Annotated in this window: 26 protein-coding genes; 10 read left to right on the forward strand and 16 right to left on the reverse strand. The window is 44.8% G+C overall.

Annotated elements, in window-relative coordinates; genetic code table 11:
- Together moeB and MZ182_RS19670 are read left to right on the forward strand one after the other, a co-directional pair.
- Entirely contained in the window at positions 1–759 is a 759-nt protein-coding gene (moeB, locus tag MZ182_RS19665) for a molybdopterin-synthase adenylyltransferase MoeB (protein ID WP_011791168.1), read from the forward strand.
- A 67-nt stretch (positions 760–826) separates the two neighbouring features.
- Positions 827–1,489 (forward strand): Bax inhibitor-1 family protein, encoded by a 663-nt coding sequence (locus MZ182_RS19670; protein ID WP_011791169.1) that lies wholly within the window; start codon positions 827–829, stop codon positions 1,487–1,489.
- Positions 1,490–1,610: 121 nt separating this feature from the next.
- Here the strand turns inward: MZ182_RS19670 and rlmF are convergent, their stop codons facing one another.
- Together rlmF and MZ182_RS19680 are read right to left on the reverse strand one after the other, a co-directional pair.
- A complete protein-coding gene (rlmF, locus tag MZ182_RS19675; protein ID WP_248066757.1) occupies positions 1,611–2,684 on the reverse strand; it encodes a 23S rRNA (adenine(1618)-N(6))-methyltransferase RlmF in 1,074 nt (357 codons plus the stop codon).
- Positions 2,685–2,740: 56 nt separating this feature from the next.
- Positions 2,741–3,163: a flagellar basal body-associated protein FliL gene (locus MZ182_RS19680; protein ID WP_011791171.1), complete on the reverse strand. Its 423-nt coding sequence runs from the start codon at positions 3,161–3,163 to the stop codon at positions 2,741–2,743.
- Between the two features lie 114 nt (positions 3,164–3,277).
- Here MZ182_RS19680 and MZ182_RS19685 point away from each other — a divergent pair, with 114 nt between their 5' ends.
- Positions 3,278–3,838, forward strand: a complete 561-nt coding sequence (locus MZ182_RS19685; RefSeq protein ID WP_011791172.1) for a chorismate--pyruvate lyase family protein — start codon at positions 3,278–3,280, stop codon at positions 3,836–3,838.
- 76 nt (positions 3,839–3,914) lie between these two features.
- Here the strand turns inward: MZ182_RS19685 and MZ182_RS19690 are convergent, their stop codons facing one another.
- Both MZ182_RS19690 and MZ182_RS19695 read right to left on the reverse strand, forming a co-directional pair.
- The gene (locus tag MZ182_RS19690; RefSeq protein WP_248066853.1) at positions 3,915–6,506 is read right to left on the reverse strand and encodes an immune inhibitor A domain-containing protein; all 2,592 of its coding nucleotides are present in this window, start codon (positions 6,504–6,506) and stop codon (positions 3,915–3,917) included.
- 306 nt (positions 6,507–6,812) lie between these two features.
- Positions 6,813–7,406: a YhgN family NAAT transporter gene (locus MZ182_RS19695; protein ID WP_011791174.1), complete on the reverse strand. Its 594-nt coding sequence runs from the start codon at positions 7,404–7,406 to the stop codon at positions 6,813–6,815.
- Between the two features lie 405 nt (positions 7,407–7,811).
- On the opposite strand from MZ182_RS19695, the gene MZ182_RS19700 reads away from it, so the two are divergent.
- Complete coding sequence (locus MZ182_RS19700) at positions 7,812–9,425, forward strand: hypothetical protein (protein WP_014611782.1); 1,614 nt, start codon at positions 7,812–7,814, stop codon at positions 9,423–9,425.
- A 62-nt stretch (positions 9,426–9,487) separates the two neighbouring features.
- A complete protein-coding gene (locus MZ182_RS19705; protein WP_011791176.1) occupies positions 9,488–10,270 on the forward strand; it encodes an NRDE family protein in 783 nt (260 codons plus the stop codon).
- Positions 10,271–10,278: 8 nt separating this feature from the next.
- Here the strand turns inward: MZ182_RS19705 and MZ182_RS19710 are convergent, their stop codons facing one another.
- Positions 10,279–10,731 (reverse strand): YybH family protein, encoded by a 453-nt coding sequence (locus MZ182_RS19710; RefSeq protein ID WP_248066761.1) that lies wholly within the window; start codon positions 10,729–10,731, stop codon positions 10,279–10,281.
- Positions 10,732–10,853: 122 nt separating this feature from the next.
- Between MZ182_RS19710 and MZ182_RS19715 the strand changes: the two genes are divergently transcribed.
- Positions 10,854–11,417: a lysophospholipid acyltransferase family protein gene (locus MZ182_RS19715; RefSeq protein ID WP_248066764.1), complete on the forward strand. Its 564-nt coding sequence runs from the start codon at positions 10,854–10,856 to the stop codon at positions 11,415–11,417.
- A gap of 20 nt (positions 11,418–11,437) precedes the next feature.
- Entirely contained in the window at positions 11,438–12,061 is a 624-nt protein-coding gene (locus MZ182_RS19720) for a LysE family translocator (RefSeq protein ID WP_011918325.1), read from the forward strand.
- On the opposite strand, the gene MZ182_RS19725 is transcribed toward MZ182_RS19720, so the two are convergent.
- From MZ182_RS19725 to MZ182_RS19745, 5 genes are all read right to left on the reverse strand, one after another.
- The gene (locus tag MZ182_RS19725; protein WP_011791180.1) at positions 12,058–13,326 is read right to left on the reverse strand and encodes a mechanosensitive ion channel family protein; all 1,269 of its coding nucleotides are present in this window, start codon (positions 13,324–13,326) and stop codon (positions 12,058–12,060) included. The genes MZ182_RS19720 and MZ182_RS19725 overlap by 4 nt on opposite strands.
- Before the next feature lie 148 nt (positions 13,327–13,474).
- Positions 13,475–13,867, reverse strand: a complete 393-nt coding sequence (locus tag MZ182_RS19730; protein WP_011791181.1) for a DUF1090 domain-containing protein — start codon at positions 13,865–13,867, stop codon at positions 13,475–13,477.
- A gap of 44 nt (positions 13,868–13,911) precedes the next feature.
- On the reverse strand, positions 13,912–14,436 hold the full coding sequence (locus MZ182_RS19735; protein ID WP_011791182.1) for a protein disulfide oxidoreductase: 525 nt from the start codon (positions 14,434–14,436) through the stop codon (positions 13,912–13,914).
- A gap of 25 nt (positions 14,437–14,461) precedes the next feature.
- Entirely contained in the window at positions 14,462–15,346 is an 885-nt protein-coding gene (locus tag MZ182_RS19740) for a DsbA family protein (RefSeq protein ID WP_248066766.1), read from the reverse strand.
- A gap of 121 nt (positions 15,347–15,467) precedes the next feature.
- Positions 15,468–17,579 (reverse strand): protein-disulfide reductase DsbD family protein, encoded by a 2,112-nt coding sequence (locus MZ182_RS19745; protein WP_248066769.1) that lies wholly within the window; start codon positions 17,577–17,579, stop codon positions 15,468–15,470.
- 283 nt (positions 17,580–17,862) lie between these two features.
- Between MZ182_RS19745 and MZ182_RS21495 the strand changes: the two genes are divergently transcribed.
- Both MZ182_RS21495 and MZ182_RS19755 read left to right on the forward strand, forming a co-directional pair.
- Positions 17,863–18,105, forward strand: coding sequence for a hypothetical protein (locus tag MZ182_RS21495; protein WP_248066771.1), 243 nt, complete (start codon positions 17,863–17,865; stop codon positions 18,103–18,105).
- Between the two features lie 358 nt (positions 18,106–18,463).
- A complete protein-coding gene (locus MZ182_RS19755) occupies positions 18,464–19,090 on the forward strand; it encodes a DUF3157 family protein (protein WP_025007966.1) in 627 nt (208 codons plus the stop codon).
- On the opposite strand, the gene MZ182_RS19760 is transcribed toward MZ182_RS19755, so the two are convergent.
- On the reverse strand, positions 19,087–19,518 hold the full coding sequence (locus tag MZ182_RS19760; RefSeq protein WP_011918318.1) for a VOC family protein: 432 nt from the start codon (positions 19,516–19,518) through the stop codon (positions 19,087–19,089). The two genes, MZ182_RS19755 and MZ182_RS19760, sit on opposite strands and share 4 nt — an antisense overlap.
- A gap of 18 nt (positions 19,519–19,536) precedes the next feature.
- A complete protein-coding gene (locus tag MZ182_RS19765; RefSeq protein WP_248066773.1) occupies positions 19,537–20,175 on the reverse strand; it encodes an MliC family protein in 639 nt (212 codons plus the stop codon).
- A 336-nt stretch (positions 20,176–20,511) separates the two neighbouring features.
- On the opposite strand from MZ182_RS19765, the gene MZ182_RS19770 reads away from it, so the two are divergent.
- Entirely contained in the window at positions 20,512–21,834 is a 1,323-nt protein-coding gene (locus MZ182_RS19770) for a M48 family metallopeptidase (protein ID WP_248066776.1), read from the forward strand.
- 265 nt (positions 21,835–22,099) lie between these two features.
- Here the strand turns inward: MZ182_RS19770 and MZ182_RS19775 are convergent, their stop codons facing one another.
- The 4 genes from MZ182_RS19775 to MZ182_RS19790 form a co-directional block, all read right to left on the reverse strand.
- Positions 22,100–22,390, reverse strand: coding sequence for a hypothetical protein (locus MZ182_RS19775; RefSeq protein WP_011918312.1), 291 nt, complete (start codon positions 22,388–22,390; stop codon positions 22,100–22,102).
- A gap of 130 nt (positions 22,391–22,520) precedes the next feature.
- Positions 22,521–22,946: a hypothetical protein gene (locus MZ182_RS19780; protein WP_248066777.1), complete on the reverse strand. Its 426-nt coding sequence runs from the start codon at positions 22,944–22,946 to the stop codon at positions 22,521–22,523.
- Positions 22,947–23,164: 218 nt separating this feature from the next.
- Positions 23,165–23,590 (reverse strand): N-acetyltransferase, encoded by a 426-nt coding sequence (locus tag MZ182_RS19785; protein ID WP_014611792.1) that lies wholly within the window; start codon positions 23,588–23,590, stop codon positions 23,165–23,167.
- A 597-nt stretch (positions 23,591–24,187) separates the two neighbouring features.
- The gene (locus MZ182_RS19790) at positions 24,188–24,967 is read right to left on the reverse strand and encodes a class I SAM-dependent methyltransferase (protein WP_011791192.1); all 780 of its coding nucleotides are present in this window, start codon (positions 24,965–24,967) and stop codon (positions 24,188–24,190) included.
- Positions 24,968–25,039 lie beyond the last annotated feature (72 nt).

Raw genomic sequence — 25,039 nt, forward strand, 5'->3', positions numbered from 1 at the left:
ATGAATGATCAAGTCGATATCCTCAGCGACAGCGAACTTTTAAGATATAGCCGTCAGATCTCCATCAAAGCGATGGATATCGACGGTCAAGAACGCTTAAAACAGGCCAAAGTACTTATGATAGGCGCGGGTGGCTTGGGCTGCGCCGCCAGCCAATACCTGACAGTTGCGGGCATTGGCGAACTCACACTTGTGGATTTTGATACGGTTGAACTCTCCAACCTACAACGCCAAGTGTTACATCAAGACGCTAATATTGGTCAGCCCAAAGTGGCTTCAGCAAAACAAACGCTAAGCCAGTTAAATCCCCATGTAGCAATCAACACTATCAATGCTGTGTTAGATGACCACGAATTTGATGCGCTTATCGCCGACCACAATATAGTGCTCGATTGTACCGATAATGTTAGCGTTCGTGAGCAGCTTAATCTCTGTTGTTTTAAGCATAAAGTGCCCTTAATTTCTGCCGCGGCTATCCGTATGGAAGGCATGGTAACTGTGTTTGATTATCAGGTTGAAACCCCTTGTTATCATTGTTTTAGCGCCCTATTTGGCGAGCAGCAATTAAGCTGTGTTGAATCAGGAATTCTCGCCCCTGTAGTGGGGATGATCGGTTGCTTACAAGCGGTTGAAGCCATTAAAGTCATAACCGGAATGGGTAAGACACTGGCAGGGCGTATTTTAATGATCGATGCAATGACCATGGAATTTCGCGAAATGAAACTGCCCAAACAACCCCATTGTAAGATTTGCCAATAACAGCCGTAGTAGTTTTAGATTAACTTCGCTTTATACAGCGATAAATTATAAGGATATAAAGGATCATATGGATTCACAAAATAGCGTTTTTGACCGTAGCACGACAAATGACACTATCATAGGCGCGGGGCTTTATAACCTAGTGATAGGCCTAACGCTCGTTTGGGGATTTGCAGTTAACTATTGGATGGTCACTAATATTGATCCCAACACGATTGCAAGTATTAACCCTTGGATTTTCTTTATCGGCTATTTTGCCTCCTGTTTCTTTGGGATTTACCTGTTTCAAAAATCGAGTAACCCCGTCGTAAGCTTTATTGGCTATAACTTTGTAGTCGTCCCCTTTGGCTTAATTATCAATATGGTAGTGAGTCAATATGACCCAGAGTTAGTCACGGAAGCCATCAGAATAACGGGGCTAGTGACCGTAGCGATGATGTGCTTAGGTACACTTTTCCCCGCCTTTTTCCAAAAAATTGCTGGCGCACTCACCATAGCGCTACTGCTCGTTATCGTGGTTGAACTGATTGAAATATTTATCTTTAATACTCACCACGGTATTTTAGATTGGATAGTCGTGCTTATTTTCTGCGGTTATATCGGTTACGACTGGGGACGGGCGAATCAAATCCCCAAGACCATAGATAATGCCATTGATAGTGCCGCGGCTTTATATATGGATATCATCAACCTATTCTTACGAATTTTACGCATATTAGGTCGTAAATAAGCACCTTACCTATCGGTGACACTATTGAAGAATGGGCATTATTTCGCCGCGATCATAAAGAAGAAAACCAATAGCTTAATACCAAGGTAGGCGTCAATGGCGCCTACCTTGGTATATTCAATTAATCTGATAAATGCGCATTGCGCCAGATTTTACGTTTAGCTGCCGACTGAAAGCTCCATGCTAAAATCCGCGTCATTTTATTGCCTTGCTGCATTTCGATGGTTTTGACTGTATCTACGGCCAATTTCGCTAATGCTTGATAGCATGGTTTCAAATTTTCCTTCTTAGAGACCAGACTCGTAAACCACAAACATTGATCGGCAAATGCTTGGCTCTCATCGATCATTGTGGCTAAAAACTGCTGTTCACCGCCTTGGCACCAGAGTTCTGCCCCCTGTCCCCCAAAATTCAGTTTAGCCACAGGCTTGGCTGTACGACCGCGATTAAGTTGCAGATTACGGACTTTACGCAGGCTTCCTTCTGCCGCTTCGGCTAAAGAAGCGTGAAAAGGTGGATTACAGAGGGTTAACTCGAAGCGTTCTTGAGGCTGAATAACGCCCTTAAATATCGCGCTTTCATCGCCCTGCAATCTTAAATTTAAACGGCCGTGTAATGCAGGATTTTGTGCAATGATCCCTTGGACATTCGCTAAAGAAATCGAATTGATATCCGATGCCACAAAATGCCAACCATAAACTTGGCAGCCCAAAATAGGGTAAATACCATTCGCGCCAGTACCAATATCGAGTACAGAAACACGATCCATAACTAAGTGGTGATCTCCTTCAGCTAAAAGATCTGCCAAATAGTGTAGATAATCCACTCTACCGGGAATAGGAGGACACAGCGCGCCTTTAGGGATATCCCAAAAATCAATCCCATAATGATGTTTAAGTAGCGCAGTATTCAGGGTTTTAACCGCCTCTGGATCCGCAAAATCTATGGATAATCCACCAAATGATGTTGGTCGCACAAAGGCATTAAGTCGAGGAAATGCTTTGATCAGAGCGTTAAAATCATAGCCATTAATATGGACATTGCGTGGATGTAGCGCTTTTTTTATCTCAGCGATTGAACGTGTGTTAACGGGAGTCCTTTTCACCTTAGCTCGAGCACTCGGATGTTGAGTTTTAGGCTTACCGTTAGGCGCATTACAGGATAGTATCTGAGTAGAACGAGGAGATTTTGGCATAACAACTCAATACATAGGGCCGATACTGACTCGGCCCTTACGCTAATATGACGAGATTAATCGTAGAGATAAGAAGTAAATAACAAGTTTAAAATAATAGACTTACCCGATTCTTTAATAATGAGATTATTCAACATATCAAAGCACTCACGGCGGATCTCTTCTCGACCGATTAAGGATTTAACTTTCTCTTCCGATTGATTTCCCAGTATCTCGACAAGCGCAGCGCGCAGTAATGGATCATGGCGCTGAAGGATCAGTAAGTCTTCCGGATTTTTAACCATTAACTCAACACTGATCTTCACAAAACCGAGCTTTTTACGATTGGAAATATAATTGGTCACAATCTCGGGATCAAAACCATAGTAAGCATAGTTAGCCACAGGCGGCGTTGCGGGAGGCGTTTCTTTCTCATCAGCGGCATAGACACTGAAAACAACACCAAACACCATCAGGCAGGCTGTTAGTAATTTTTTCATCGTGGTTTATAGCTCCCTAACAAGTGTGGTCAATGGAAGAAACTTCCCAATCTATCTGCTCGCGCCGCGACATGGTAGACTGCCGACGTTTGCCTATATTGTAACGAGTATTTAATGAATGTGACTAGCTTAAGCTTCCCCTATGGTGAATCTATTCAATGGTTTTGTGCTGATCGTACCGATAAACTTCCCCCGTCACCGCTAAAAGAGTGGTTACTCGCCCCAGGCAGCCTAACAAAAAAACTCAAAACCTGCTGCAATCAGTTTGAAGTCAAAGTCCTCGGTGAAGGCCAACTCGCCCCCTTCAAAGATGAATATCCTCAGCAAGGCTCTGTTTGGGTTCGTGAAGTATTGCTATGCCTTGATAATGTCCCTTGGGTGTTTGCCAGAACCTTAATCCCACTCTCTTTGCTGTCTGAACGAGAAGCGGATTTTCTCGGTTTGGGTTCTCGTCCCCTTGGCGAATTACTCTTTAGCCAAGATAACTTTATCCCCGGCAGAATAGAAGTCGCCAGCTTTGATACAGGTAGTCGTCTTGCACACTTAGCTGCAAGTTTAGATCAAAGGGTTGAACATCTCCTGTGGGGACGCCGTCGCTATTTTCACCACGGCCAGGATGAGATGATCGTCAGTGAAATATTTTTACCTGCGGCCGAGCGAGCAATTTGCCAGTGATCACTTTTATCTTGCGTTAATTCTTAATCACAATGCAGAAAAATGCCTCTAAATAGAGGCATTTTTCATCTGGTTCTTAGTAAGCATGTAACTGACGACGCCAAGCAAATAAACCAAGGAAAGCAAGACTTAACCAACCTAAACTACCACCACCTCCACCAGAACCTTCATTACTCGGAGGTGTTACTGGCGGCGTGACAGACGCGGTAACTGTTACCGTTGAACTGCTACTGGCTGTTGTATTTTGTGTATCTGTTACTGTGAGTGTCACTGTGTAAGTCCCAGCCGCCGTATAGGTGTGGGTTGGCGCTGCCGCTGTACTTGTGGTGCCATCGCCAAAATCCCAAGCGTAGGTTACTGCACCTACAGCACCTTGAGTATTACTGACAAAGTTGACGGCTAACTGATTCACTGTTTTAGTAAAACTGACCGTTAATGGCACTATCACAGCGGAGTTCGCATTGGCTAAGCGAACAACCGCAGTACTGTTATTGCTGGCTTGGGATAAAACCTCCATCGTTAGGCCTAGTTTCTGCAACACCATACCTGACTGAGGTTGCAGCGGCGCACTGTAATCTAAACTGTCATCGAATAGGCTTACGGCATTAAGATGGCTATCCCCCGCAAACGCTGTTTGTCTCACAGTGCTAAAAGCTGCATCGCGGATTTGCTCATCGGTAGAACGAGTACCGATCATATTTTGGTCGGCATCAATAACACCAATCAAACTATACCCAGGATGAGCAGACACATTATTGTCGTAATAGCTTAAATTCTCTAACCATAACAATACGCCTGGATCAAAGCCCGCCACTCTCAAGCCTGCATCGACCCCATTATGGCTACGTAATTGCATAAGATAACGCGATGGTGCGCCAGGACGCGCATCTTGGATACGACTATAACCGTTTAATGTCACTTTACCCGCAACTTCAGCGTTATCAGCATAGAATTCAGTGGTGTTCTGCTTAATGCTGATATTATCGATAGTCACCCCCGACTCTGAGGCATACTCATCGGTCACATAGTTGATTTCAATAGGAACTGCTGTACCAGAAAAGCCGGATAAATCATATTCTAAGGTAACCCAAGCATCGTTACCCTCCGCCTGAGGAATTGCTGACGATTCGCCCGTAATGATATGGCGAGCGCTATTCATCGCGTTAACCGACTTTGTATAATTACCCGGAATTGCTGTACCTCTTACTTTTACCTGCATATAGTCATAATCAGGTTCCATGCTCCAACTCGCTTTCATCGTTAAAGTGAGTTTATCGCTTGTTACTGTAGGTAAATTAACAGCAAAGCTCATACTGTTATTTAACATATTTCCTTGGCCAGAATAATACTGGTAACGGCCTTGATAGGGAGCCTTAAAAGGAATAGGCGCAGCAGGAAGTGGAATAGAAATTTGATTCACGGCTTGATGGTTAACCGCCTCATTTAAGATCAACTCCATCCCCGACTTAGGAATACTCGCTAGGGTTATTTCACGCTCATTTAACCACTTTCCTTTGTATTTTTCCTGTAGGTAAGAGCGAGCATAAGGGCTAAAACCACTCGGTTGGGCACCCGCAATACTGCCAGCCCAACTGCCACCCGACATCAAAGACCATAAGCCTACAGGCGAGCCATCTTTATTGGTATTTGACGAAGTATCGTATTCATCGGGTAAACCTAAATCATGGCCAAACTCGTGGGTACACACTCCAGTTCCCGCATCAATTGGCTGAATAGTGTAGCCAAACAATTTCTTCGTTGAATTCGGAATGGCATAACCGCGAGTCCTTTGGTCAACAAAATATCGGTGGGACCAGATAGCATTGGCCCCCAGCTTTCCTCCGCCAGCTTCTTCACCAATGCTGGAGTGAAAAATCATCACATGATCGATAATGCCATCAGGTTCATCTAAGTTGCCGTTATTATTTAAATCGTAAGGATCTTCAACATCATAACTGGCTAATTCAGCCGCCGACATATCCGCAACCGCTTGGGATACAGCCTCCTTAATGAGGTCAGTTACATTGGCATCACTGTCGGTTTGTGCATCATTAGCACCATAATATTCCGCATTTTGACTCGCGGTATACCAACCTTTTACATCGCCAGTGAAGAAGAAGGTTTTACCTGAAACCGCTTGATAATACTGGTACCCCGAATCAAAAGTCTGCCCCTGTGGACCTTTAAATCCCGAGGTAGAAAAGAGCAAATCCTTATAGTGAGAGACAGGATAACTAGGGTAGAACATCTCTGTATCACCCGTTTTTAAGCCATTGTTATTATATTTTAGGTTTGGAAAATCAATCAGAACGGCTAATACTTTCACCGTTTTTGTGACATCAGCATCGGCGACTAAACGCTGCGCAGGGGAACGCATCAACTTGGATGATTTGGACTGTTGTAAACGAGCATGCTCGGCTTCAACCTCAATACGAGGGGCCTTAGGTTGAGCTAGGGTAGCACGATGAATATAAGCCTCAACCGCAGCCTGTTTGACACTTTCACTCGCGTCAACAGAAACCTCACCGCGCTCAATTAGCCAATATAAGATTCGCTCCTTATTAATCACCCCTGCATCAGCAGGGGTATGATTTGGTGCAGCAATACTGGCGCCGCTCATCAATGCCAGCATCAGCACAAATGCTGTGATGTCTTTTATGCTTCGCATTTTTAATTTACCTCTCATAAAAACCGGCCCCTTGTCACACTGCTTGCTAACACAAAAACACCGATCCGATGGCAAATACATCCCTCTTTATAATCTAGTATAAATTCTGGTGCGTTATGGTTTGTATACAGAAAGATTGACATTATCAGGACACCGCAAGAGTAACAACTTTGATACATTTGTCTGTATGCAGCATTTTTTGTTTTGTCAGCAGATATTCAGCTAATGCCTATATTCGGTAAGAAAAAAGCCGCATTAACCTTAAGCTAATACGGCTTTATTCATTTTAGATAACTTGAATGCTATTTATCCCGTCGTTTTCATATAATTTGAAACACCATCGAGGAACATTTGCACCGATATCATCACGAGCACCATACCCATAAGACGCTCGACGGCAGTTAAACCCTTCTCCCCCAACATACGGGTGAAGAGCTTATAAAACATCAAGATAACCGCACTTGCAGCCCAAGCCGACACTAAGGCAATCGTCCAATCCCCCATACGAGAGCCATCGGTATGGGCGAGTAAAATAAGTGCGGCTAAGATAGATGGCCCCGCCATCAAGGGGATCGCCATTGGCACAATAAAAGGCTCTTCACCTGCCGCTAACCCCACAACACCACCGGGTTGAGGGAAAATCATTTTAATTGCAATCAGGAACAAAATAATCCCGCCAGCAATACTCACGGACTCGGAGCGTAAATTGAGGAAACTTAAGATAGCTTCGCCTGCATAGAGGAAGGCGAGCATGATAACTAAAGCGAAGAGTAGCTCGCGGATCAATACTTTACGACGTTTTTTAGGCTCGATATGACGTAGAATCGAGGCGAAAATCGGCAAATTCCCGAGAGGGTCCATAATCAGAAATAACATTACCGCAGCAGAAAATATATCCATTTAACTTATCAATGCCCAAGCCAACATAAGCCCATATTGTATAACCTTTTCTCGACACGGGTATGAAAATTTATGCCCTATACCCAACAATCCCAAGATACGCGTTTCAGCGCGCCTAGGTACTTCAATTCAGCACACATCAATGGCTGAATGCTGCCACCTCTTGAGTTGATGCAAGGGGTGCGCTATATGCTCCGTCCCGGCGCCGCGCTTAACCACAGGGTAAAACGCTTTAAACTCCCGCAGAGTCCTGGATATTTATAGATGGGTAAACCGAGTAAAATCTCCACGACATTGACACAAATATCATTGGTACGTCAGTTTGGTAAATTACCAACAAGTCACTGCTCATTTACATAACAACTGCTATACTACGGCGTTTTTTCAATAAATATTGTGGACTCCATGCTCTATCTTCTCGCTAGTTGTCTTGCACTCTTAATCGGGCCACTGTTTTATCGCTATTTTTCATCGGGTAGCGGTCTACAGAAGGGACTCGATGGCTTTATATTTGTCTCTTTGGGCGGGTTGGTGCTCATCCATATCTTGCCAGAACTACTTGAGCATGGTGGCATTCTCGCGATCGTCTTTGTTATCCTCGGGCTTTGGGGGCCAACAGCCAGTGAACGATTATTTCATCGTTACTCTGAAATCACCCATAATTTCGCCCTTTTCCTTGGTATTAGCGGCTTATTGCTACATACCATGACTGATGGTAGTGCAATGGTGTTGGCACAGCAGGAAGGTAACTCCATTCTGCTAGCGCTGGGCGTTATACTCCATCGGCTCCCTGTGGGTTTTGCCGTTTGGTGGATACTTAAACCCCATCTTGGTATCCGTTGGACGCTCGTTATCTTTGCCGCCATTATGGTATTCACTGGCATAGGCTATTTTGCCAGCGAACAGCTTTTATCACACACAAGCATAGATAAAACTGTTTATTTACAAGCATTTGTAACAGGCTCAATTTTACATGTTGTATTACATCAACCCCATGGTCAGCATGAAACCGATAAACAAGGCAAATATGAATACCAAGCAGGTATTGGCAGCTTATTAGGGATAGCTTTATTAATGGCATTGCTGTTGATGGATACTGGTGGCCATCAACATGCCCACCATGATCACAGCACAGAGCAGCTAATACCTTGGTTGCTAATACTTGCCCCCATACTTCTACTGAGTTATACAGCGGCAGCAGTTCGATTTAAATTTGGCCTAACGCCTCAGGATAACAGCTTAACTCGACGCTGGTTCCAACGCTTAGCGGGGCCTGAAGCCTTGGTAATTACTTTCCTACTACTCGGACCTTGGTTTGCTTTATTTCAATTAGTTGTCACTTTGATTCTGAGCGTGTATTTAAGCTATGCTCAGGTTCAAATAACCGATCCACACTCTCAATTACCCCATCGTGCGCTGCATTTTGGTTTTGCGCACTTAGTCGATCGTAGCGCGCCATGGATCCTACTGAGCTTAGTGTTAGTGAATCTTATCGGTCATCCATCAGTCCCCTTAAACCACCCTGTACTACAACTCATAGTGCTGTTATTGGTTTTTTTACCTATGCGTTTCTGTAACTTAGGTGCTGCCGTATTAGCCTTGGCGCTTGCTTACAGTGGCTGGAGTCCGCTGGCGATTATTCTGCCACTCATTGCGGCGCCGGTGCTTAATATTGCTCAGCTTAAATTGATGACTTGGCAGCAAAGAGGCGTATTACTATCTCTTATTGCGATAGCCTTAATTGCCTCGATGCGTTTACCTGTGTGGTTTTCGCTTGTCACGCTACCGGAAATAATCAACATATTGGCACTGCTGATACTCTCCGCGCTTTTTGCTGCGAGTTTATTACGTTTAGGCCCTCGCCAGTTTTTACGTCGTCTTATGTTGGGTAAAGCAGAATCACATCAACATGGGCATGCACATAACGAGCACAGCCATGGACACCCGCCAGTAAAAAATCAATCTCATACCCATTCACACGGGCATAGCAAGGCGGATAAAGACTCACACCACCACTAATACTGTTCATTTGTGAGTAGACAGGCTAAGTTAATCCAACATTGAGATTAATTTAGCCTGTTATGTGCATACTATTTGTGGCTATCAACGCCCATCCTCAGTACCCCCTCATCATCTGCGCTAACCGTGATGAGTTTCACCATAGGCCAACGGCCCCCGCCCATTATTGGTCACCAGACCATAATATTCTGGCAGGTAAAGATATGCAGGCTGGCGGCACTTGGTTTGGCGTCAATAAACAAGGACAAGTTGCTGGAGTCACTAATTTACGAGTGCCACAAAAGAGTCCTGAAGCGATGCGTAGTCGTGGAGAACTGATTACTAAGGCACTCAGCTCTGGTTCACTGATTTGTCCTAATTGGCTTGCCGAGCATAGTGATAATTATCAGCCCTTCAACTTGGTTTTTGGGCAAGGTGTACATCTGTATTGTTTTAACAGCCTAAATAAGCAAACTATAAAACTATCCGATGGATTTCATGCCATTAGCAATGGAGCACTCGATGATATTTGGCCCAAAATGGCAAAGGGACAGCAGGCATTAGAGGCATTGATCAATCAATCGCAAAGTATAGAGATACCCGCTCTACTCCAACTGATGAAAGATGATTCCCAACCATTGGATAACGAATTACCCAACACAGGAATTGGGCTCGAATGGGAGCGACGTTTAGCGGCAATTTATATTCGCCATCCCGATTATGGAACACGCTCCACCAGCGTTTTACTAGAAGATGTTCAAGGCAGCATGCATTTCACCGAAGTGAGATACGATGGCAAAGGTAGGCAACTTGGGCAGCAGGATTTTCACTTCATGTTACCCGCCACAACGAATACAGGCAGTTAGAGCAGAACTTAGTCTGAGCTGTGATCCATGGTAATCACCCAGCGATCCTCTATTTTTTCAACCAACAAGGTAAATACGCCTGAAGGGGCATCCTTTGTACGGCGTAGATCCCAACGTCCCACAACCATGGCAGCATAATTACTTAACATTTTGATTTCTTTGATGGTGAACTTAAGCTCGCCCAACGCTTCTTTATTGGGATAATTCTTTTTATAAGCAGCAAGGGTTGCCTCCCAGCCATAGCTAAATTTTCCATTTGAAACAAAACGTAATTGCTCATTTTTCCAATAGCCTTGCATATAGGCGTTAAGATCACCACGATTCCACGCATCTTCTTGGCCTTTGAGCATTTGGGTGATGTCATCCGTTGGTACCGCATTTACATGGCAAGTCACTAAGAGTAAAAGCGCCGCCAAAACACGCTGCAACACAAGCTTGTTTAATCGCCCTTTTTTCAACATCGTATCGTCCCCCCCCACAGTCAAGTACTATAGCCAAATTAGTCTAGACTATCTTGCCTCGCTCATACCATAAGCTAAAATGCTGATGATATTATTAATTTTTCTACTCTGAGTATCTCACTATGTTTACCATACTTTGCCGCTGGCTACTCAACATTTCAGGTTGGCAAATAGAAGGGCAACTCCCTGACTGTGCTAAATACATCGTCATCGTTGCGCCACACACCAGTAACTGGGATTTTATAGTGGGGGTTTTAGCCCGTGGCGCCTTAGGAACTCGAATTCACTTTCTCGGTAAACATCAACTCTTTATCCCACCTTGGGGCTGGTTCTTTCGTGCCATAGGCGGCAGCCCAGTAGATAGGCGTAAAAATAATAATTTAGTCGATACTGCCGTACAACTTTTTGAATCTAAAGCCGATTACAAACTGGCACTCGCCCCCGAAGGTACCCGCAGCCCCGTAACGCGTTGGAAGTGCGGTTTCTACCATATTGCCAGCAAAGCTGGGGTACCTATTACTCCTGTAGGGCTAGACTTTAGTCGCCGCACTGTCATTATACGGACGCCATTGCAGCCCTGTGGCGTTATCACAACCGATATGCAGGATATTTTGAGCTTCTACCGCACCATTAAAGGTCGCCATCCTAAGGTGATCCCTGATTTTGTGGCGAGCGATAAACATTAATTCAATTTAGAGCGACATATATGCACCCCGACACTTGGTTACTCTATCTTTTTGCCATTGTATTGATTGGCATTTCGCCCGGACCTATCGCTATGTTGTCTATGTCACATGGGATCCATTTCGGTAAAATACGCAGTATAGCTACAGGTCTTGGCAGTGTGAGTGCGGCTTTAATTTTGATGATGGCCTCTGCTGCAGGATTAGGTGCCGTTATCAGCGCTTCAGACTATGGCTTTACCTTACTCAAATGGTGTGGTGCTGCCTATTTAGTATTTTTAGGTATTAAACTGCTACTGACGAAAAGCCATGCGGCCCCCATTGAAGTCAGCCAATTAAAAGGTAAAGGGACACCTAAACAACTCTACAAACAGGCTTTTCTTGTGGGAATAAGCAATCCAAAAGATTTACTGTTTTTTGCCGCATTGTTTCCGCAATTTATTGATATCTCTGCGCCGCAAGTGCCACAACTGACCCTATTAGCACTTACATGGGCCGTAGTGGATTTTGGATTTGTGATGATTTACGCCAGTATGGCAAACGTACTTGCACCAACGCTTAGGGCAAGTAACAAACTCCATTGGTTTGACAGAACCAGCGGCGGAGTATTTTTAACCCTCGCCGTGATTCTGATCAGTCGAGACTAACCCTCGACCTTAACCGATTTTAGACTGCGGATATCATTGCCTGTCGGCGCTTGGAAGGCCTGCAAACCAAACTCAGGCAATACCGCAAAAATATGGTCAAATATGTCGGCTTGGATTGCCTCATAAAATGCCCAGCGGGTATCGTTAGTAAAGATATAAATCTCAATAGGCAATCCCTCGGTCGTCGGCGCTAACTGGCGCACCATCAAGGTCATATCCTTATGCACTTTATCGTGACGTTGCAAATATTCCTGTAAATAAGCACGGAAAGTCCCGACATTTGTTAAATGCCGTCCATTCACTATCATATCAAGGTCAGAAACCTTAGCATTTGACTCGCGGATTTCATTAATTTTTGCAGGAAAATATTCTTTCAAGCAGTTGATTTTACTGAGGCGATTCCGATCATCCTCAGTCAAAAACTTAATACTATTGATATCGATATTTACCGCACGCTTAATCCTACGGCCACCCGACTCAGACATACCACGCCAGTTACGAAACGCATCCGAGACTAACGCGTATGCGGGGATCATAGTGATGGTTTTGTCCCAGTTGCGCACTTTGACAGTGGTTAACGAGACCTCTTCGACTGCGCCATCGGCACCGTACTTGTCCATCTGGATCCAGTCGCCCTTGCTCACCATTCGGTTTGCCGCCAACTGAATGCCCGCCACAAAACCTAGAATAGTGTCGCGAAACACCAGCATCACAAAACCCGTTGCCACACCTAAGCCGCTGAGGAAGTACACAGGTGACTGATCAGCCAAGATTGAGATAGAAACGATAATCCCAACAAAGAACAAAAACAGCTTAGTTAACTGCACAAAACTTTTAACAGGGAGACGTCGTCCAACTAGGTTCACATCTGATATTTCATCAACCGCATCTAAAGCAGCATAAATGGCGCGGATCATCAGTACCACTAGCCAAATACTCAATAATCGGTCAACCAGACCACTTAATAATGGATGTTCCGTTAAGGCAATAGGGATCAATAAATTAAGCACTATGGCAGGCACTACCATCGCCAGCTTTTCAAGCACTTTATGACGCATAAAAACATCATCCCAAGTCACCTTAGAACGTTGGATCACCATATTAACGGCTCGAATAACGACACGCCGAACAATGAAATAGGCGATTCCCGCCAAGAGTAAACAAGCAAAAATGATGATGGTGGTAGACATTCCATCAGAGGGTTGGCTATCAATTCCAAAGCCCGCTAGCCACTTAGAAATTTCGAGCCTTATTTCTTGATCCACAGTTTCACTCCTAACTGGGTTAACACAATAGCCGTTACTAAGGTATCTCCAAGCTCAGTTCGATTAATACCTTAGTGAAAGCACATTACTCTTTAAAAAATTAACAACACATTATTTAGAATAATTTCGCTCTCACAGCGATAGAAACTTAGCGTTCCAATTCTTCCCTAGCCTTGGCAAGCTCAGCCTCAACTTCAGCAACCTTAGCCTGTTTTTTACTGACTTTATCCATCGGCCGGCCTTCTTTTACCGTTTGAGTCAGTTCATTTTGACGTTCGACTAACTTCGCTTCCAACGCCTGTATTTTTGCCAATCGCTCAGCATATAGCTTATCGTCATTACAATGGGTCATGACTTCTTTATAGGCTTTTTCAAGCCCTGCTACTTTATATGTATTACCCGCCGTTTTAGCATGCTCAATTTGCTGGCTAATGGCCTCTAACTTGGCGGCACAGCCGCGTTGGGGTACATCATCAGCAAAGACTGGTAAGCTGAATGCTACACCTGTCACTAATCCCAAAATCACTGGCTTAATTTGCATACTTAATCCCCTTTCACTCAATGCGATATGTTTGCTGGTTCCGTTTAAGCAAGGAGCATTCGCCACCACATACCGGGCAGGCTAGTAAAGCCTGTCGTGTAGTGTTTTAACTCACCTTCTTTAACGATCATAATGGTTGGCGTTGCCTGTAATGACCAATCACGGGCAATCTTACTGTCACTATCATTAATAGTGTCAAAGCCATAACCCTGATGTTGAAGATATTTTCTCAGTTTATCATCCTCACCCGAACTCATGGCAACCGTGACCACAGGGTAATAGGCCGACATTTGACTCACCGCTGGGCTGACATAATTACACACAGGGCACCAAGTGCCCCAAAAGTACACTAATACTGCCTGATCTTGACTAAGTTTTGCGATATCAACCTCAACCCCGGTCAAAGTCATTCCTTGTAAAGGCGGCAAATTATCCCGCGGGATATCTTTGCCGCGCCAGATGTCCATCACGCTGGTCAATACAAGGACGATTAACAGCCAAAGTGCCAGCTGTTTAATCCAGCCCAATATGCGTTTAGGTAAAGATATTGAAACCTGTTCGGCGTTCATATTTTCAGTTTCCTTTGGCTGCATCTTAACGGATTTTCTGCGTCTTATCTTTGGCGGCAATCGCGGCTTCAAGCTGTGCTTTTAACTCTTCGTAAGGCACTAATCCAGGAATAAGCGTATCGGCCACTATCATACTTGGGGTGCCACCTATACCTAAATCATTCATTAAATTAATATTGTCATCGACCATTTTAGCAACGCGTTCATCTATATTGCCCACCCAACGCTCGGTGTCCGTCAGCTTAGCGACCTTAGCGATGGCGGCGGCATCGAGTCCACGCGGACTCGACATCAACATATCCTTCACCTTGAGATACTTTTCTGGCTCGTTTAACCAAACCGTTTGGGCAAAATCGACCGCCATTTGGGAGCCTTCGCCCTGCAGCGGCACCATTTTGATTATGATCTTCAACTGCGGAAACTCCTCAATCAACTTGTTCAGCGAAGGTTCGATTTTCTTACAGTATGGACAGTTAAAATCGGTGAAATACACCATAGATATCTCAGGCGTTGCAGCCCCCTTCCATGGGTCACTTTTGGTTTCATACATGGCTTGATGATGACTCGCTAAGCTAGCCTGCATTGCGGCATCTGCGCCCTGTTGCTCCCTAGCTTGCCACGCAAGAATCGCTTCTCTCATTAGGTCCGGATCATTAATCAAGGCATCTTTAATGATGGCTCGCACTTCTTGCTGCTGCGCCGCCGATAAACTGCTGTCCTTGGCATGGGCAGAGGTCGTCAGCGAAGGCAAGGAAACCACCAGCATTGCCATGGCCACTCCCGATATGGCAAACATCTGCAACTGAAGATGTTTGAATAAAAGGCTAAATTTCGACATAAGTGTGGTGCCAATAATTTGATTGCCCTGCATTGATTCCGTTTCTTTTTTTACTGTAATCATCTGTTTCATAATACGTTTCCATTTTTAGGTCAGGGTTATCCCTGACCTGAGTATTTGTAGAGTGCCACTCGACTTGCTATTAAATGAGACTCGCCAGTGATATTACCGAGTGAATGGCTGTTTGTTCGCGTTATTTCCCTGCCACTACGGATGACTTTTCAGGGGATGCTGATGCCTGCTCAATCGCAGCAAGCACAAGGTCAGTCGATAGAATTTCCGGCAGCTCAATCCCCTGCGGTGCACCCGGGCCATAAACCACGTTGAATGGCACCCCGAAACGATTATGGCTTTGCAGGTAGTGAGTAATAGGCTCAGAAGGCGTAGTCCAATCGCCCTTCATCGGCACAATATGCGGCTGTTGCAACAGGCTATAAACAGGGTCTTGCAAGATCACACCAACTTTATTGGCCTTACAAGTGATACACCAATCGGCAGTCACATCGACAAATACTGTCCTGCCCTGGGCGACCTGCTGATTAATCAATGCTTGATCCAATGGCGTCCAAGCAAGATCCGCAGGTAAAGGTTTAGCCCACTGATTCAGCGTCATAAAGGTAATAACCGCCGACAGTAAAATACCGATACCTAAGCAGCTCACAATGGCAATCGCACCATATTTTTTAGCCATAAACACCATAAATATCAGTGTAATGACAGCCGCTAATGGCCACAGGTACAGCATATCGATAAAGCTGGCCAACAAGCTAATGAGCCATAAACTGGTGAGGAGCAACATGCCAGAGAAAAACACTTTCACTGTGTTCATCCAGCGGCCGGGTTTAGGGAAACAACTCGCCACCTGCGGAAATGCCGCCACTATTAACCAAGGGAACGCCATACCTACGGCCAGCGCGGTGAAGACGGCAAACAAGCTCAGTACATCGGCGCCCAAAGCGAAGGCGACCGCAGTACCCAAAAATGGTGCACTGCACGGTGTCGCCAGCAGCGTCGCAAACATACCCTGTAAAAAATGACCGCTGTTATTATTACCGCCCGTTGTCGCTAACTTGGTTTGCACGTTAGAGGGTAAGTTAATCTCAAATACACCTAACATATTGAAGGCAAACACTGTGGTCACCAGCGCCATAAAGCCGATAAACCAAGGGTTTTGGAACTGTACTCCCCAGCCTATCGCTTGACCCGTGAGCTTAAGCATTAAGATAAAGCCAGCCAATAACCAGAATGAGGCCAATATTCCCAAAGCCGATGCGATGAACTGTTGGCGAATTTGATTACGCTTCAGATCAGGCGCGGCAACCACTGAGCTCAGCTTCATACCCAGCACAGGTAGCACGCAGGGCATGACGTTTAAGATCAAACCACCAATAAGCGCTAACAAAATCATGCCGAATATTGAGGTACTTTCCTGGGTAATCACCACAGGCTTCACTTCGGCGCGGTATTCCAATGCTCGCTCGCTATCGACTATTGTGACATTCAGCGATTTACCTAAGACTTCTGGCTCTCCAAGCCAACTTTTACCGCTAAAAATACCAATCAATTGTTTGCCGTTAACATCACTTTCACTCGGTTTTAAGCTCACTAGCTTAAATGTGGTATCTGGCTCACCATCGATAATCACGCTTGGACTTTGCCAGTTGGCATCATTAAGTCTGACTTCAAGTTGACCTTTGGCGGTATCCCAACCCATGGTCATCGCAGGATTTTGGCCCTCTTTCGTCAACACTTTTTGCGGTACAAGCGACACGGCTTTGTTGTAAGCCAACATGGCATCGGTATCCGCTTGCAACGCATTGGGCGTGAAGTCGAGACTCATCTGATAATCCGTCAGAACACAGATAGTGGTACAAGTGGACAAGGTCACTTTGCCACGCAACTGAGTTGGGGCAGCGATATCATCGACTTTTAGAGTTAAGGGTAAGGTGGTATTGCCTTTGTAACCAAAGGTTTGTAACCCCAATAATGAGAATTCCTCTGGCGCTGGCCATCTCCAATCCACTTGCTGTAGATTGTGTGAGCCATCCCACTTGATACTCGGCGCGATACCGCCTTCCCCAGGGCTACGCCAATAGGTTTTCCAATCGCCCTCAAGTTGTACTTCAAGCACAGCGGACAAAGTATTCGTTGCGGGATCAACTTCGCCCGTCAGCATAAAACGTACTTTGGCTGGCGGGTGATTATCATTAACCAGCCAGCCCGTCGATGCGGCCATTAGCGACGGACTCGTCACTATCAAGGCGAGTATCCAGAATTTGGTAAATATGGATTTTAATATACTCATTTTGTTCCCAAAATAGGCATTAACTGTTTGTTATGCCGTGTAAAGGCTTACTTTGCTTCTTAACCATGCTCTAGTGACAAATAGAGTAACGGCTTAAGAAACATCAGCGTGATAGCAGGCTTAATTCAAGAGTGGATAAATACGCTATTTCTATTCTTGAAAACGGCAGAATGTGAGATGTATTCGCCTAGGCTTCGCTTGATAACTGGGTATAGGTAGCAGAGTTATCACGCGGGAGGCGCGGGGAAGTAACGGAAGTAGGAACAACAGGATAAGTAATGGAATGGCACTTGGAGCATCGATACAGATCCGGATCGATTTCTCAGACAATTCACATTTTTTAGGCTTACTTTTGACCAACTCAGCACCTAGCAATTGGGCATCAGCATTGCTAGCCATACTGCTTGAAGTTGAGCCAGTGTTAACGGCTGAGTTGGCGCTTGCAGCTACACTCGAAAAAGACGTAGCCGACATCGCCTGCACGCTCGACTCCTTGAGCAGCAAATTAAGTATTCCACTGTTTTGAGTCAAACAGAACAAGGTCAAAATGGTAAACACCATCACGCCCCATAGGTTGCCTGTTTGCCTAGTCGATAACTTAAAAAACCGGATTGTTTTTCACCTTATTATTTGATAATTAAAATAAAAGCTGAGATCACTCGCCAATGACCTGAAGATAAGACCGGCGAATCGTAAAAATAGTTCATCAATACTTAAAATGTTCAGGCGGACTAAACTAAAAAGCCATTAGATTTTTCATCATTAAGCACTTAGCAAAGTCAATTTTCTTCAGCAAAACACAACTTAGTCAGTGACTGATGCAGGGTAAATAAACTATGTTAGTCCACAATATTGACTCAAACGGATATCGGAACCAGAAACCAATGCACACTTTACTTCGCTTTAGCGCCCTTAGTTCATGGCTACTGCTCTCCTCATCAGTAATTGCGGCCGATGTAGCAAGAGTTACCCTTGAAAATGGCGCTCAAGTCAGACTAAAAGATGATTTTACTTGGGAATATGTACTCACAGAAACTCAAACTGCACCGAATGTTTTGGCGACTGAAACCGTTGTCAACGCATCGACTACCATTAACAGCGCCACGAGCCTAACGACAACGTCAGCGGTATCCGTGCCAGTCACAACACTGACCGCGACTGCAATGGCTAAACCAGAACTGCTAGGCACAACCGCTAAAGACGGTATTAAAGTCAGCTTTACTGACAGCCAATGGAAAGGTGATAAACTTGGACTCACCTTCGAACTGGCCAGTACTAGCAATGAACACGTTACTTTAGTCGAGGTCGAAGCTCGTTTCTTTGCTGATAATGGTACTTTGCTCAAAACCGATAAACTCGAAGTATGGGAAGCCATTTTCCGCATGCCAGAAACCTATCTTCGTAAAGGTGAACAGCGTAAGAGCAGTATTATCTGGGTTAAGGGTATAGATAAAGCCCTGTGGCAAAAGCAGTTAATCGATCTCAAAATAACCGAAATCAACTCACGTTAACTCTGATAGGCGAGTCTTTGCGCCATGGGATGCTGCACATTAAGTTGCAGCAAATCCCAAAGATTCCCGTAGAGATCTTCAAACACAGCTACCGTACCGTAATCCTGTTCCTGCGGCTCGCGGATAAAATGAATCCCATCGGCAACCATACGTTGATAGTCACGCCAAAAATCATCGGTATTTAAAAATAAAAATACCCGACCTCCCGCTTGGTTACCGATAAAATCGAACTGCTCAGGTTTAGACGCTCGCGCGAGCAAGATAGATGCGCCCTTAGAGCCTGGCGGCGCTACCACCACCCAGCGCTTATCCTGCTCGGCCTGATAACTGTCTTCCACCAGTTCAAATTTTAATTTATTCACGTAAAAATCAATTGCCTCATCGTAATCTCTGACGACTAAGGCGATATGCACTAGAGCTTGTTTCATGCCAACCTTCAATTAACGCTATTTGGTTACCAGTTTACAGGTCATTTCCGGCGTGTCGTAGCCCCAAACTACTTTTGCCTCACCTTGATGCTCCCATAAGCTCTCATTTCTGCCCTGATATTTAGCACCACTACCACTGGGTTGTACAAACATCAGCGAGGTTTGATCGCCGCGTTCGGCAATCAGGGTAGCTGGCTCGGTTTTAAAATAAGTCACGACCAATTCATTAGCAGGACTGCCGTCACAGGCATAAGACACAGGTCCCGTCATTTCAACTAAACGATATTGTGCCTGTAGCTCGGCAATGCGCGTTTGATAGCTAGATTGAATACACGCGTGTTTATCGTCGCTCTTCCAGCATTCATTACGCCCTTTCCCCCAACCACGTTGCATCGCTTTTAAAGTAGGAGGCTGTTCATTCTTTGCTTTTTCAAGTGCTTGGCTATAAACCTTAGCTAACTGATTATCGAGTTGGTTCAGCCCCGCATCCTTACAGACCATGTCTTCAATACTGCCAGCATTCACTTTCGTGCAGTCAAAAGAAGGCGCGTTAGCCGCCATTGCTCCTGCACTTAACACGCTAACCATCACGCCTGCGGCACAGTACCATTTGAAACCCAATCGATTACTTATCATCTTATTTGTTAACTTGGCCATATCAATTCCTTTGTATTTCTGTGGCTTGTTTCAACGCTTGCCATAGCTACTCCAACAGCCGATCTGTTGCGGAAACACCTAATTCTAGTGCGCGGCGAGGAAAATGCCCAGGACTAAGAGCCACTTACCAACCGATGTCCGCCTGCATAATCGGACACTTTAGCGCTAAAAAGCCACAAAATCCTGACGAAATTGACCTACTATAATTTATGCATGATTGATTAAACTGAATGACAAAACGGTTAATTTTTTGCTTTGCGCGCGATAGTGGTTGAATTTCCTAGTGAAATTGACTATTTTCACGCCGCTTGTCACTTCACTAGGAAAAGGATCAACATGGAACACGTTATGACCACAGGGAACGATAATCCCATCCAAATGGCCGATACTGTTTACTCGAAGGAAAAATCACTGTTCACCATATTAGCCATTATTTCAGGACTCGCCTGGGCAGGATTGATCATAGGCACTCTAGGTGCCGCGCTGCTTTATGTATTGGCGTTTTTCATTATCTATCTCTTTAGCCATTCCGCCTTTATCAGCTACTTAAAAGGCACCGCTGTTGAGATCAACGCAGAGCAATTCCCTGATTTACATAAACAATATTTAGCCTGCTGCGAACGCTTAGAAATAAAAAAACCACCAAAGGCCTACCTACTCGCCGCCGACGGCATGCTCAATGCGTTGGCGACTCGCTTTCTCGGCCGCAACTATATAGTGCTATTTTCATCGATTGTAGATGCACTTGAGTCCGATAAAGATGCGCTCAACTTCTATATCGGCCACGAGCTAGGCCATATTCGCCGCAATCATATAGGTAAAGCGCCTTTTTTACTCTTCGCCACTTGGTTACCGTTAGTCGGCGCGGCTTATTCTCGTGCCTGTGAATATACCTGCGATCTCCACGGGTTACGTTGCTGCAACAGCTTACGTTCTGCCACCAATGCGGTTGCTGTATTAGCCGCAGGCGTCGAGCAATGGAAGCGTATGAATGTAGAGCAATATATTCGCCAAACCCAAGAATCGAGCGGTTTTTGGATGTCATTACACGAGCTTAATGGCAGCTATCCTTGGTTAACTAAACGTATGGCAAGAGTCCAAGCCAAGGCGCAGGGCAAAGATTATGTGGCGCCTTCTCGCAGTGCATGGGCTTATGTATTTAGCATCTTTATGCCACGCTTAGGTACAACGGGTGGTGGATTGATTATCTTGGCTGCGATTATTGGCGTTGCGGCGGCGATTGCCGTTCCGGCCTATAAAGACTATCAAGAAAAAATGGAGGCGAGCATAAGCTACGATACGCCAAACGATACACCAACATTGATGCTCACCGTTCCCGATGCATCATTAGCAATGGCGCATATAGAGCAAAGACATCAATCATTAATCCCCATCACTGACACCTTAACCCGCTATTATCAAACCAATAAAGCTTGGCCAACGGAATTAGAAGTGCTTGGGTTAACGGACGAACAACTGGAAACATTTAACCTATACACAGATGGCATAGTGGGTTTTGTTGGGGGCGAAGCGCTCGGGGATTACCAAGATTATGAGGTATACCTCTCACCTCAAGTCGATGAACAAAACAATATCACTTGGCTCTGCAGCAGTAACGGTATTCCCGATGAATATCTGCCAGTAGATTGCCGAGGTTAAGATTGAAAAGCGCTGCAATTGCAGCGCTTTTATTATCCATAAGCAAATTTAAACAATATGGTTGATTATTGAATGTAAATATTCCGCATCTCATTCTGCTCCTTTTCTGACGTAACTTTCTAAATGCGGAATGAGATAATAGGAGGAATATTTTTCATCTTCTCTCAAAGAAACGCCACAAAGCTGACTTACTAAAAGGAGTGGATAGGTATCCTGACTAACTCTTGCTAAACCTATATAGAAGATAGGAAATATCTCCCTCCGATTACATATTGAGATCTATATGGTTAACCGCTTCCAACCATTGAGCAATCTGAGTTAGCTGCTGCTCTTGCGTAAGCCGTGTTGATTCAATTTCAAACAACTTTTGCCCTTGGTCGCTTAATAATCGCCATAGTGATAACCAGCCTTCTCGGTTATCACTCACCACTTCATAGGTGTGTTGCCCGCGCTTTAATATGATGCGCCAATTACCGAAGAACGATGGGTAATCTTCAAAGACCTGAACCGAAAAACCGGACGCATTGAGCATTGAATACAGCGCTGCTTGTTGCATATATGGATCTCATATCAGTTTTTATTATGCACTCACTTTTATACCAACTGAAACGCACATACTTAAAATATATATATGCCCTTTCAACCGGCTAAAAACGGTCATTCGAGTGATGTTCACAACACAAGGATCAACACTGCTCGAAGTACAATTCCACCTTTAACGGCTGATCATCGATAAGTGCCCTGAAGGGGGCTGAAGACTCAATCGATTGCCTGAATACGGGCAACTCATCTGGCGAATGGCACCATTCATTACCGCCGTTAAGCTGTCGCAGTGCATCGGTTAAGGGAAAGTACTGTCTAAGGTGTAACTGATAAGGCTCATCTTCATCGGTGATGATAAATTGTCTTGTGACACTTAGCGAAAATTGACGAGAGTTGCAAATACCCCACTCGTACAACAACATGTCACCATCTTCATCAATCTCCACATCATCAAAACGCTGTTCGCCATAAAACGCCAACATCACCTCCAACGCTCGGCGCGGTGTGATGATATCAATTGACTGTCCCAGTCTTTTTTTAAGTTCGTCTTGCGAGTCGGATAATTTCATTGGCTTTCTCTAATTGACTATTTAGTAGCAAATAATTGGACAGAAGCGTGATAGACCCTTTGCTCTAACTCGTCAGTTTCGGATTAAAATTTCTATGGGTTAACGCCCGCCTAAAGGGCTGGCAACACATAATACTAAACTCAAACACAACAGCCGTAACCACCGCTGTTCATTGGAACTGAAAATGCCACGCGTTGACAGTCCCTTTGAGGCGTTTGTTATGTGCCCGTACTCATTGTGTACTCTGGATGCCCTGTATGTTTATCTAACTGCTCGCTGACCACGTTAAAACCTTGGGACAAGTAGAACTGGTAACTGGCCTGATTTTCTTTATATACCGAAAGAGTCAGAATCGTTCTTTGATTTTTTGCGTGATGCAGCAATTGCTTACCAATACCTTTACCTTGCAGCTTGGGAGTTACAAATATGGCCGCTAAATGACTTTCATACAGAGCATAAAATCCAACAACTTTCGAGTCCATTTCGTAAACGTAGACCTCGGAAGCTGGGATATAAATATTACGCATGTTCTCGACTTGAGATTCCCAAAACTCAGCCGAGATAAAATCGTGAGAGCTAACTGACGCAGTCAACCAGATTTCAAGAACTGAATCCAAGTCATTTTCGTTATACTTTCTTATCATTTTCAGACTCTAAGTAGTCAAATTTATCAGGGGCAACATAACGTCTTACTATTTATGCGCTGCGCTGTTTGCGGGGCATAAATCGCTTGTTGACTCAATCTTAAATATGGCCGCTGCCACATCCATGTAAGTGGGTATAAATAATGCTATAGGAGTTTGCTTTTTTGCGGTAGCGGTTTTTTATACAGTTTGAGGGGTAATCACTTGATATCGTTTTAGCTTTCTCATTCTTTTAAGCTCACTTTCGACTGATTATTGACCTGAATTTGCAGAATTTTAGTCCTATGTTTTGATTGGTATCTATTACGTTGAAGGATAAATGGGTGGATAGAACGCACCTTTTTAAAGACTTTTAATGACGAATAGACAAATTGCGTGAGTTCGGAAGCGATAGAAAATTTGTCAATGAGCACAAGGAGCTTTCAACTTCATAGGGGCGTCTTGGAACATCCAAGGGCGAAGGGCCTGCGGCCGTTTTGAGCGCGAGATAGGGATATCGAACTGGCTATTTAACATGGACGTTTTTGATAGGACAAACAGTCCTCCTTGGTCGGGTGGAGGATGAAGCCCCACGACTTTGGGGCAATAGCTTTTTATCTATTTCATTGCGGCTTTTACATAAACATCGAAGCGATTTTTTTTCGTGTCGATAACCATACTAGGCTTCACCCCATCCAAATCTTCGGCATAATCAGGGCGCTTAACGACGACACGTTTAGTTGCTAATGCTAAAGCGGGAGCGAGCAAACCATCGGCATCTAAATCGGCGCCCACTAAAGATTGAAATACCCGCATTTCCTTTTTAACGAGTGCCGACTTATCACGGTGGGGATACATAGGATCGAGGTAAACCACATCCACCTCTTGTTCCAGTTTTGATAAGGCTTCAAGGCTTGAACCATGAAATAGCTGCATCCGCTCATGCATCCAATCGCCGATTTCAGCGTCTTGATAGGCGCGCCGTAACCCGTCCTCTAACAAGGCAGCCACGACAGGATGACGCTCGACCATAGTCACAGTACAACCTAAGCTGGCAAGTACGAATGCATCGCGCCCTAAACCCGCTGTACCATCAACCACACTTGGTGTTACCCCTTGCTTTAAGCCAACCGCCTTAGCGATAGATTGTCCGCGGCCACCACCAAATTTGCGACGATGAGCAACGGCGCCAGTGACAAAATCGACTAATATGCCATCGAGTTTAGGCTCATCGCGCTTATGTAGCGTTAAGCTGTCCGATTCAAAACGTAATTCGAAGGGTGCATTGGCATCATAAATCAGTTGCCAGCGCGCACATATGTCCACCAGTGTTGGGTATTGCTGATTAAAAAAAATCGGAGTCACAGGCTGTCTTCTAACCAATAAAATGGCCGTCATTATGCCTAATAATTTGATTGATGAACACTTGGGCGAGTAGGACACTTCCTCGTTATTTGCGATTTGAGTCAG

The sequence above is a fragment of the Shewanella sp. JNE2 genome (assembly GCF_023159115.1).
Classification (GTDB): Bacteria; Pseudomonadota; Gammaproteobacteria; order Enterobacterales; family Shewanellaceae; genus Shewanella; species Shewanella putrefaciens.

What these genes read in the sequence shown, in the direction of transcription:
- moeB (WP_011791168.1), top strand. Translation starts at nt 1, where the DNA reads ATGAATGATCAAGTCGATATCCTCAGCGACAGCGAACTTTTAAGATAT.
- MZ182_RS19670 (WP_011791169.1), top strand. Translation starts at nt 827, where the DNA reads ATGGATTCACAAAATAGCGTTTTTGACCGTAGCACGACAAATGACACT.
- rlmF (WP_248066757.1), bottom strand. Translation starts at nt 2,684, where the DNA reads ATGCCAAAATCTCCTCGTTCTACTCAGATACTATCCTGTAATGCGCCT.
- MZ182_RS19680 (WP_011791171.1), bottom strand. Translation starts at nt 3,163, where the DNA reads ATGAAAAAATTACTAACAGCCTGCCTGATGGTGTTTGGTGTTGTTTTC.
- MZ182_RS19685 (WP_011791172.1), top strand. Translation starts at nt 3,278, where the DNA reads ATGAATGTGACTAGCTTAAGCTTCCCCTATGGTGAATCTATTCAATGG.
- MZ182_RS19690 (WP_248066853.1), bottom strand. Translation starts at nt 6,506, where the DNA reads ATGCGAAGCATAAAAGACATCACAGCATTTGTGCTGATGCTGGCATTG.
- MZ182_RS19695 (WP_011791174.1), bottom strand. Translation starts at nt 7,406, where the DNA reads ATGGATATATTTTCTGCTGCGGTAATGTTATTTCTGATTATGGACCCT.
- MZ182_RS19700 (WP_014611782.1), top strand. Translation starts at nt 7,812, where the DNA reads ATGCTCTATCTTCTCGCTAGTTGTCTTGCACTCTTAATCGGGCCACTG.
- MZ182_RS19705 (WP_011791176.1), top strand. Translation starts at nt 9,488, where the DNA reads ATGTGCATACTATTTGTGGCTATCAACGCCCATCCTCAGTACCCCCTC.
- MZ182_RS19710 (WP_248066761.1), bottom strand. Translation starts at nt 10,731, where the DNA reads ATGTTGAAAAAAGGGCGATTAAACAAGCTTGTGTTGCAGCGTGTTTTG.
- MZ182_RS19715 (WP_248066764.1), top strand. Translation starts at nt 10,854, where the DNA reads ATGTTTACCATACTTTGCCGCTGGCTACTCAACATTTCAGGTTGGCAA.
- MZ182_RS19720 (WP_011918325.1), top strand. Translation starts at nt 11,438, where the DNA reads ATGCACCCCGACACTTGGTTACTCTATCTTTTTGCCATTGTATTGATT.
- MZ182_RS19730 (WP_011791181.1), bottom strand. Translation starts at nt 13,867, where the DNA reads ATGCAAATTAAGCCAGTGATTTTGGGATTAGTGACAGGTGTAGCATTC.
- MZ182_RS19735 (WP_011791182.1), bottom strand. Translation starts at nt 14,436, where the DNA reads ATGAACGCCGAACAGGTTTCAATATCTTTACCTAAACGCATATTGGGC.
- MZ182_RS19740 (WP_248066766.1), bottom strand. Translation starts at nt 15,346, where the DNA reads ATGAAACAGATGATTACAGTAAAAAAAGAAACGGAATCAATGCAGGGC.
- MZ182_RS19745 (WP_248066769.1), bottom strand. Translation starts at nt 17,579, where the DNA reads ATGAGTATATTAAAATCCATATTTACCAAATTCTGGATACTCGCCTTG.
- MZ182_RS21495 (WP_248066771.1), top strand. Translation starts at nt 17,863, where the DNA reads ATGGCACTTGGAGCATCGATACAGATCCGGATCGATTTCTCAGACAAT.
- MZ182_RS19755 (WP_025007966.1), top strand. Translation starts at nt 18,464, where the DNA reads ATGCACACTTTACTTCGCTTTAGCGCCCTTAGTTCATGGCTACTGCTC.
- MZ182_RS19760 (WP_011918318.1), bottom strand. Translation starts at nt 19,518, where the DNA reads ATGAAACAAGCTCTAGTGCATATCGCCTTAGTCGTCAGAGATTACGAT.
- MZ182_RS19765 (WP_248066773.1), bottom strand. Translation starts at nt 20,175, where the DNA reads ATGGCCAAGTTAACAAATAAGATGATAAGTAATCGATTGGGTTTCAAA.
- MZ182_RS19770 (WP_248066776.1), top strand. Translation starts at nt 20,512, where the DNA reads ATGGAACACGTTATGACCACAGGGAACGATAATCCCATCCAAATGGCC.
- MZ182_RS19775 (WP_011918312.1), bottom strand. Translation starts at nt 22,390, where the DNA reads ATGCAACAAGCAGCGCTGTATTCAATGCTCAATGCGTCCGGTTTTTCG.
- MZ182_RS19780 (WP_248066777.1), bottom strand. Translation starts at nt 22,946, where the DNA reads ATGAAATTATCCGACTCGCAAGACGAACTTAAAAAAAGACTGGGACAG.
- MZ182_RS19785 (WP_014611792.1), bottom strand. Translation starts at nt 23,590, where the DNA reads ATGATAAGAAAGTATAACGAAAATGACTTGGATTCAGTTCTTGAAATC.
- MZ182_RS19790 (WP_011791192.1), bottom strand. Translation starts at nt 24,967, where the DNA reads ATGACGGCCATTTTATTGGTTAGAAGACAGCCTGTGACTCCGATTTTT.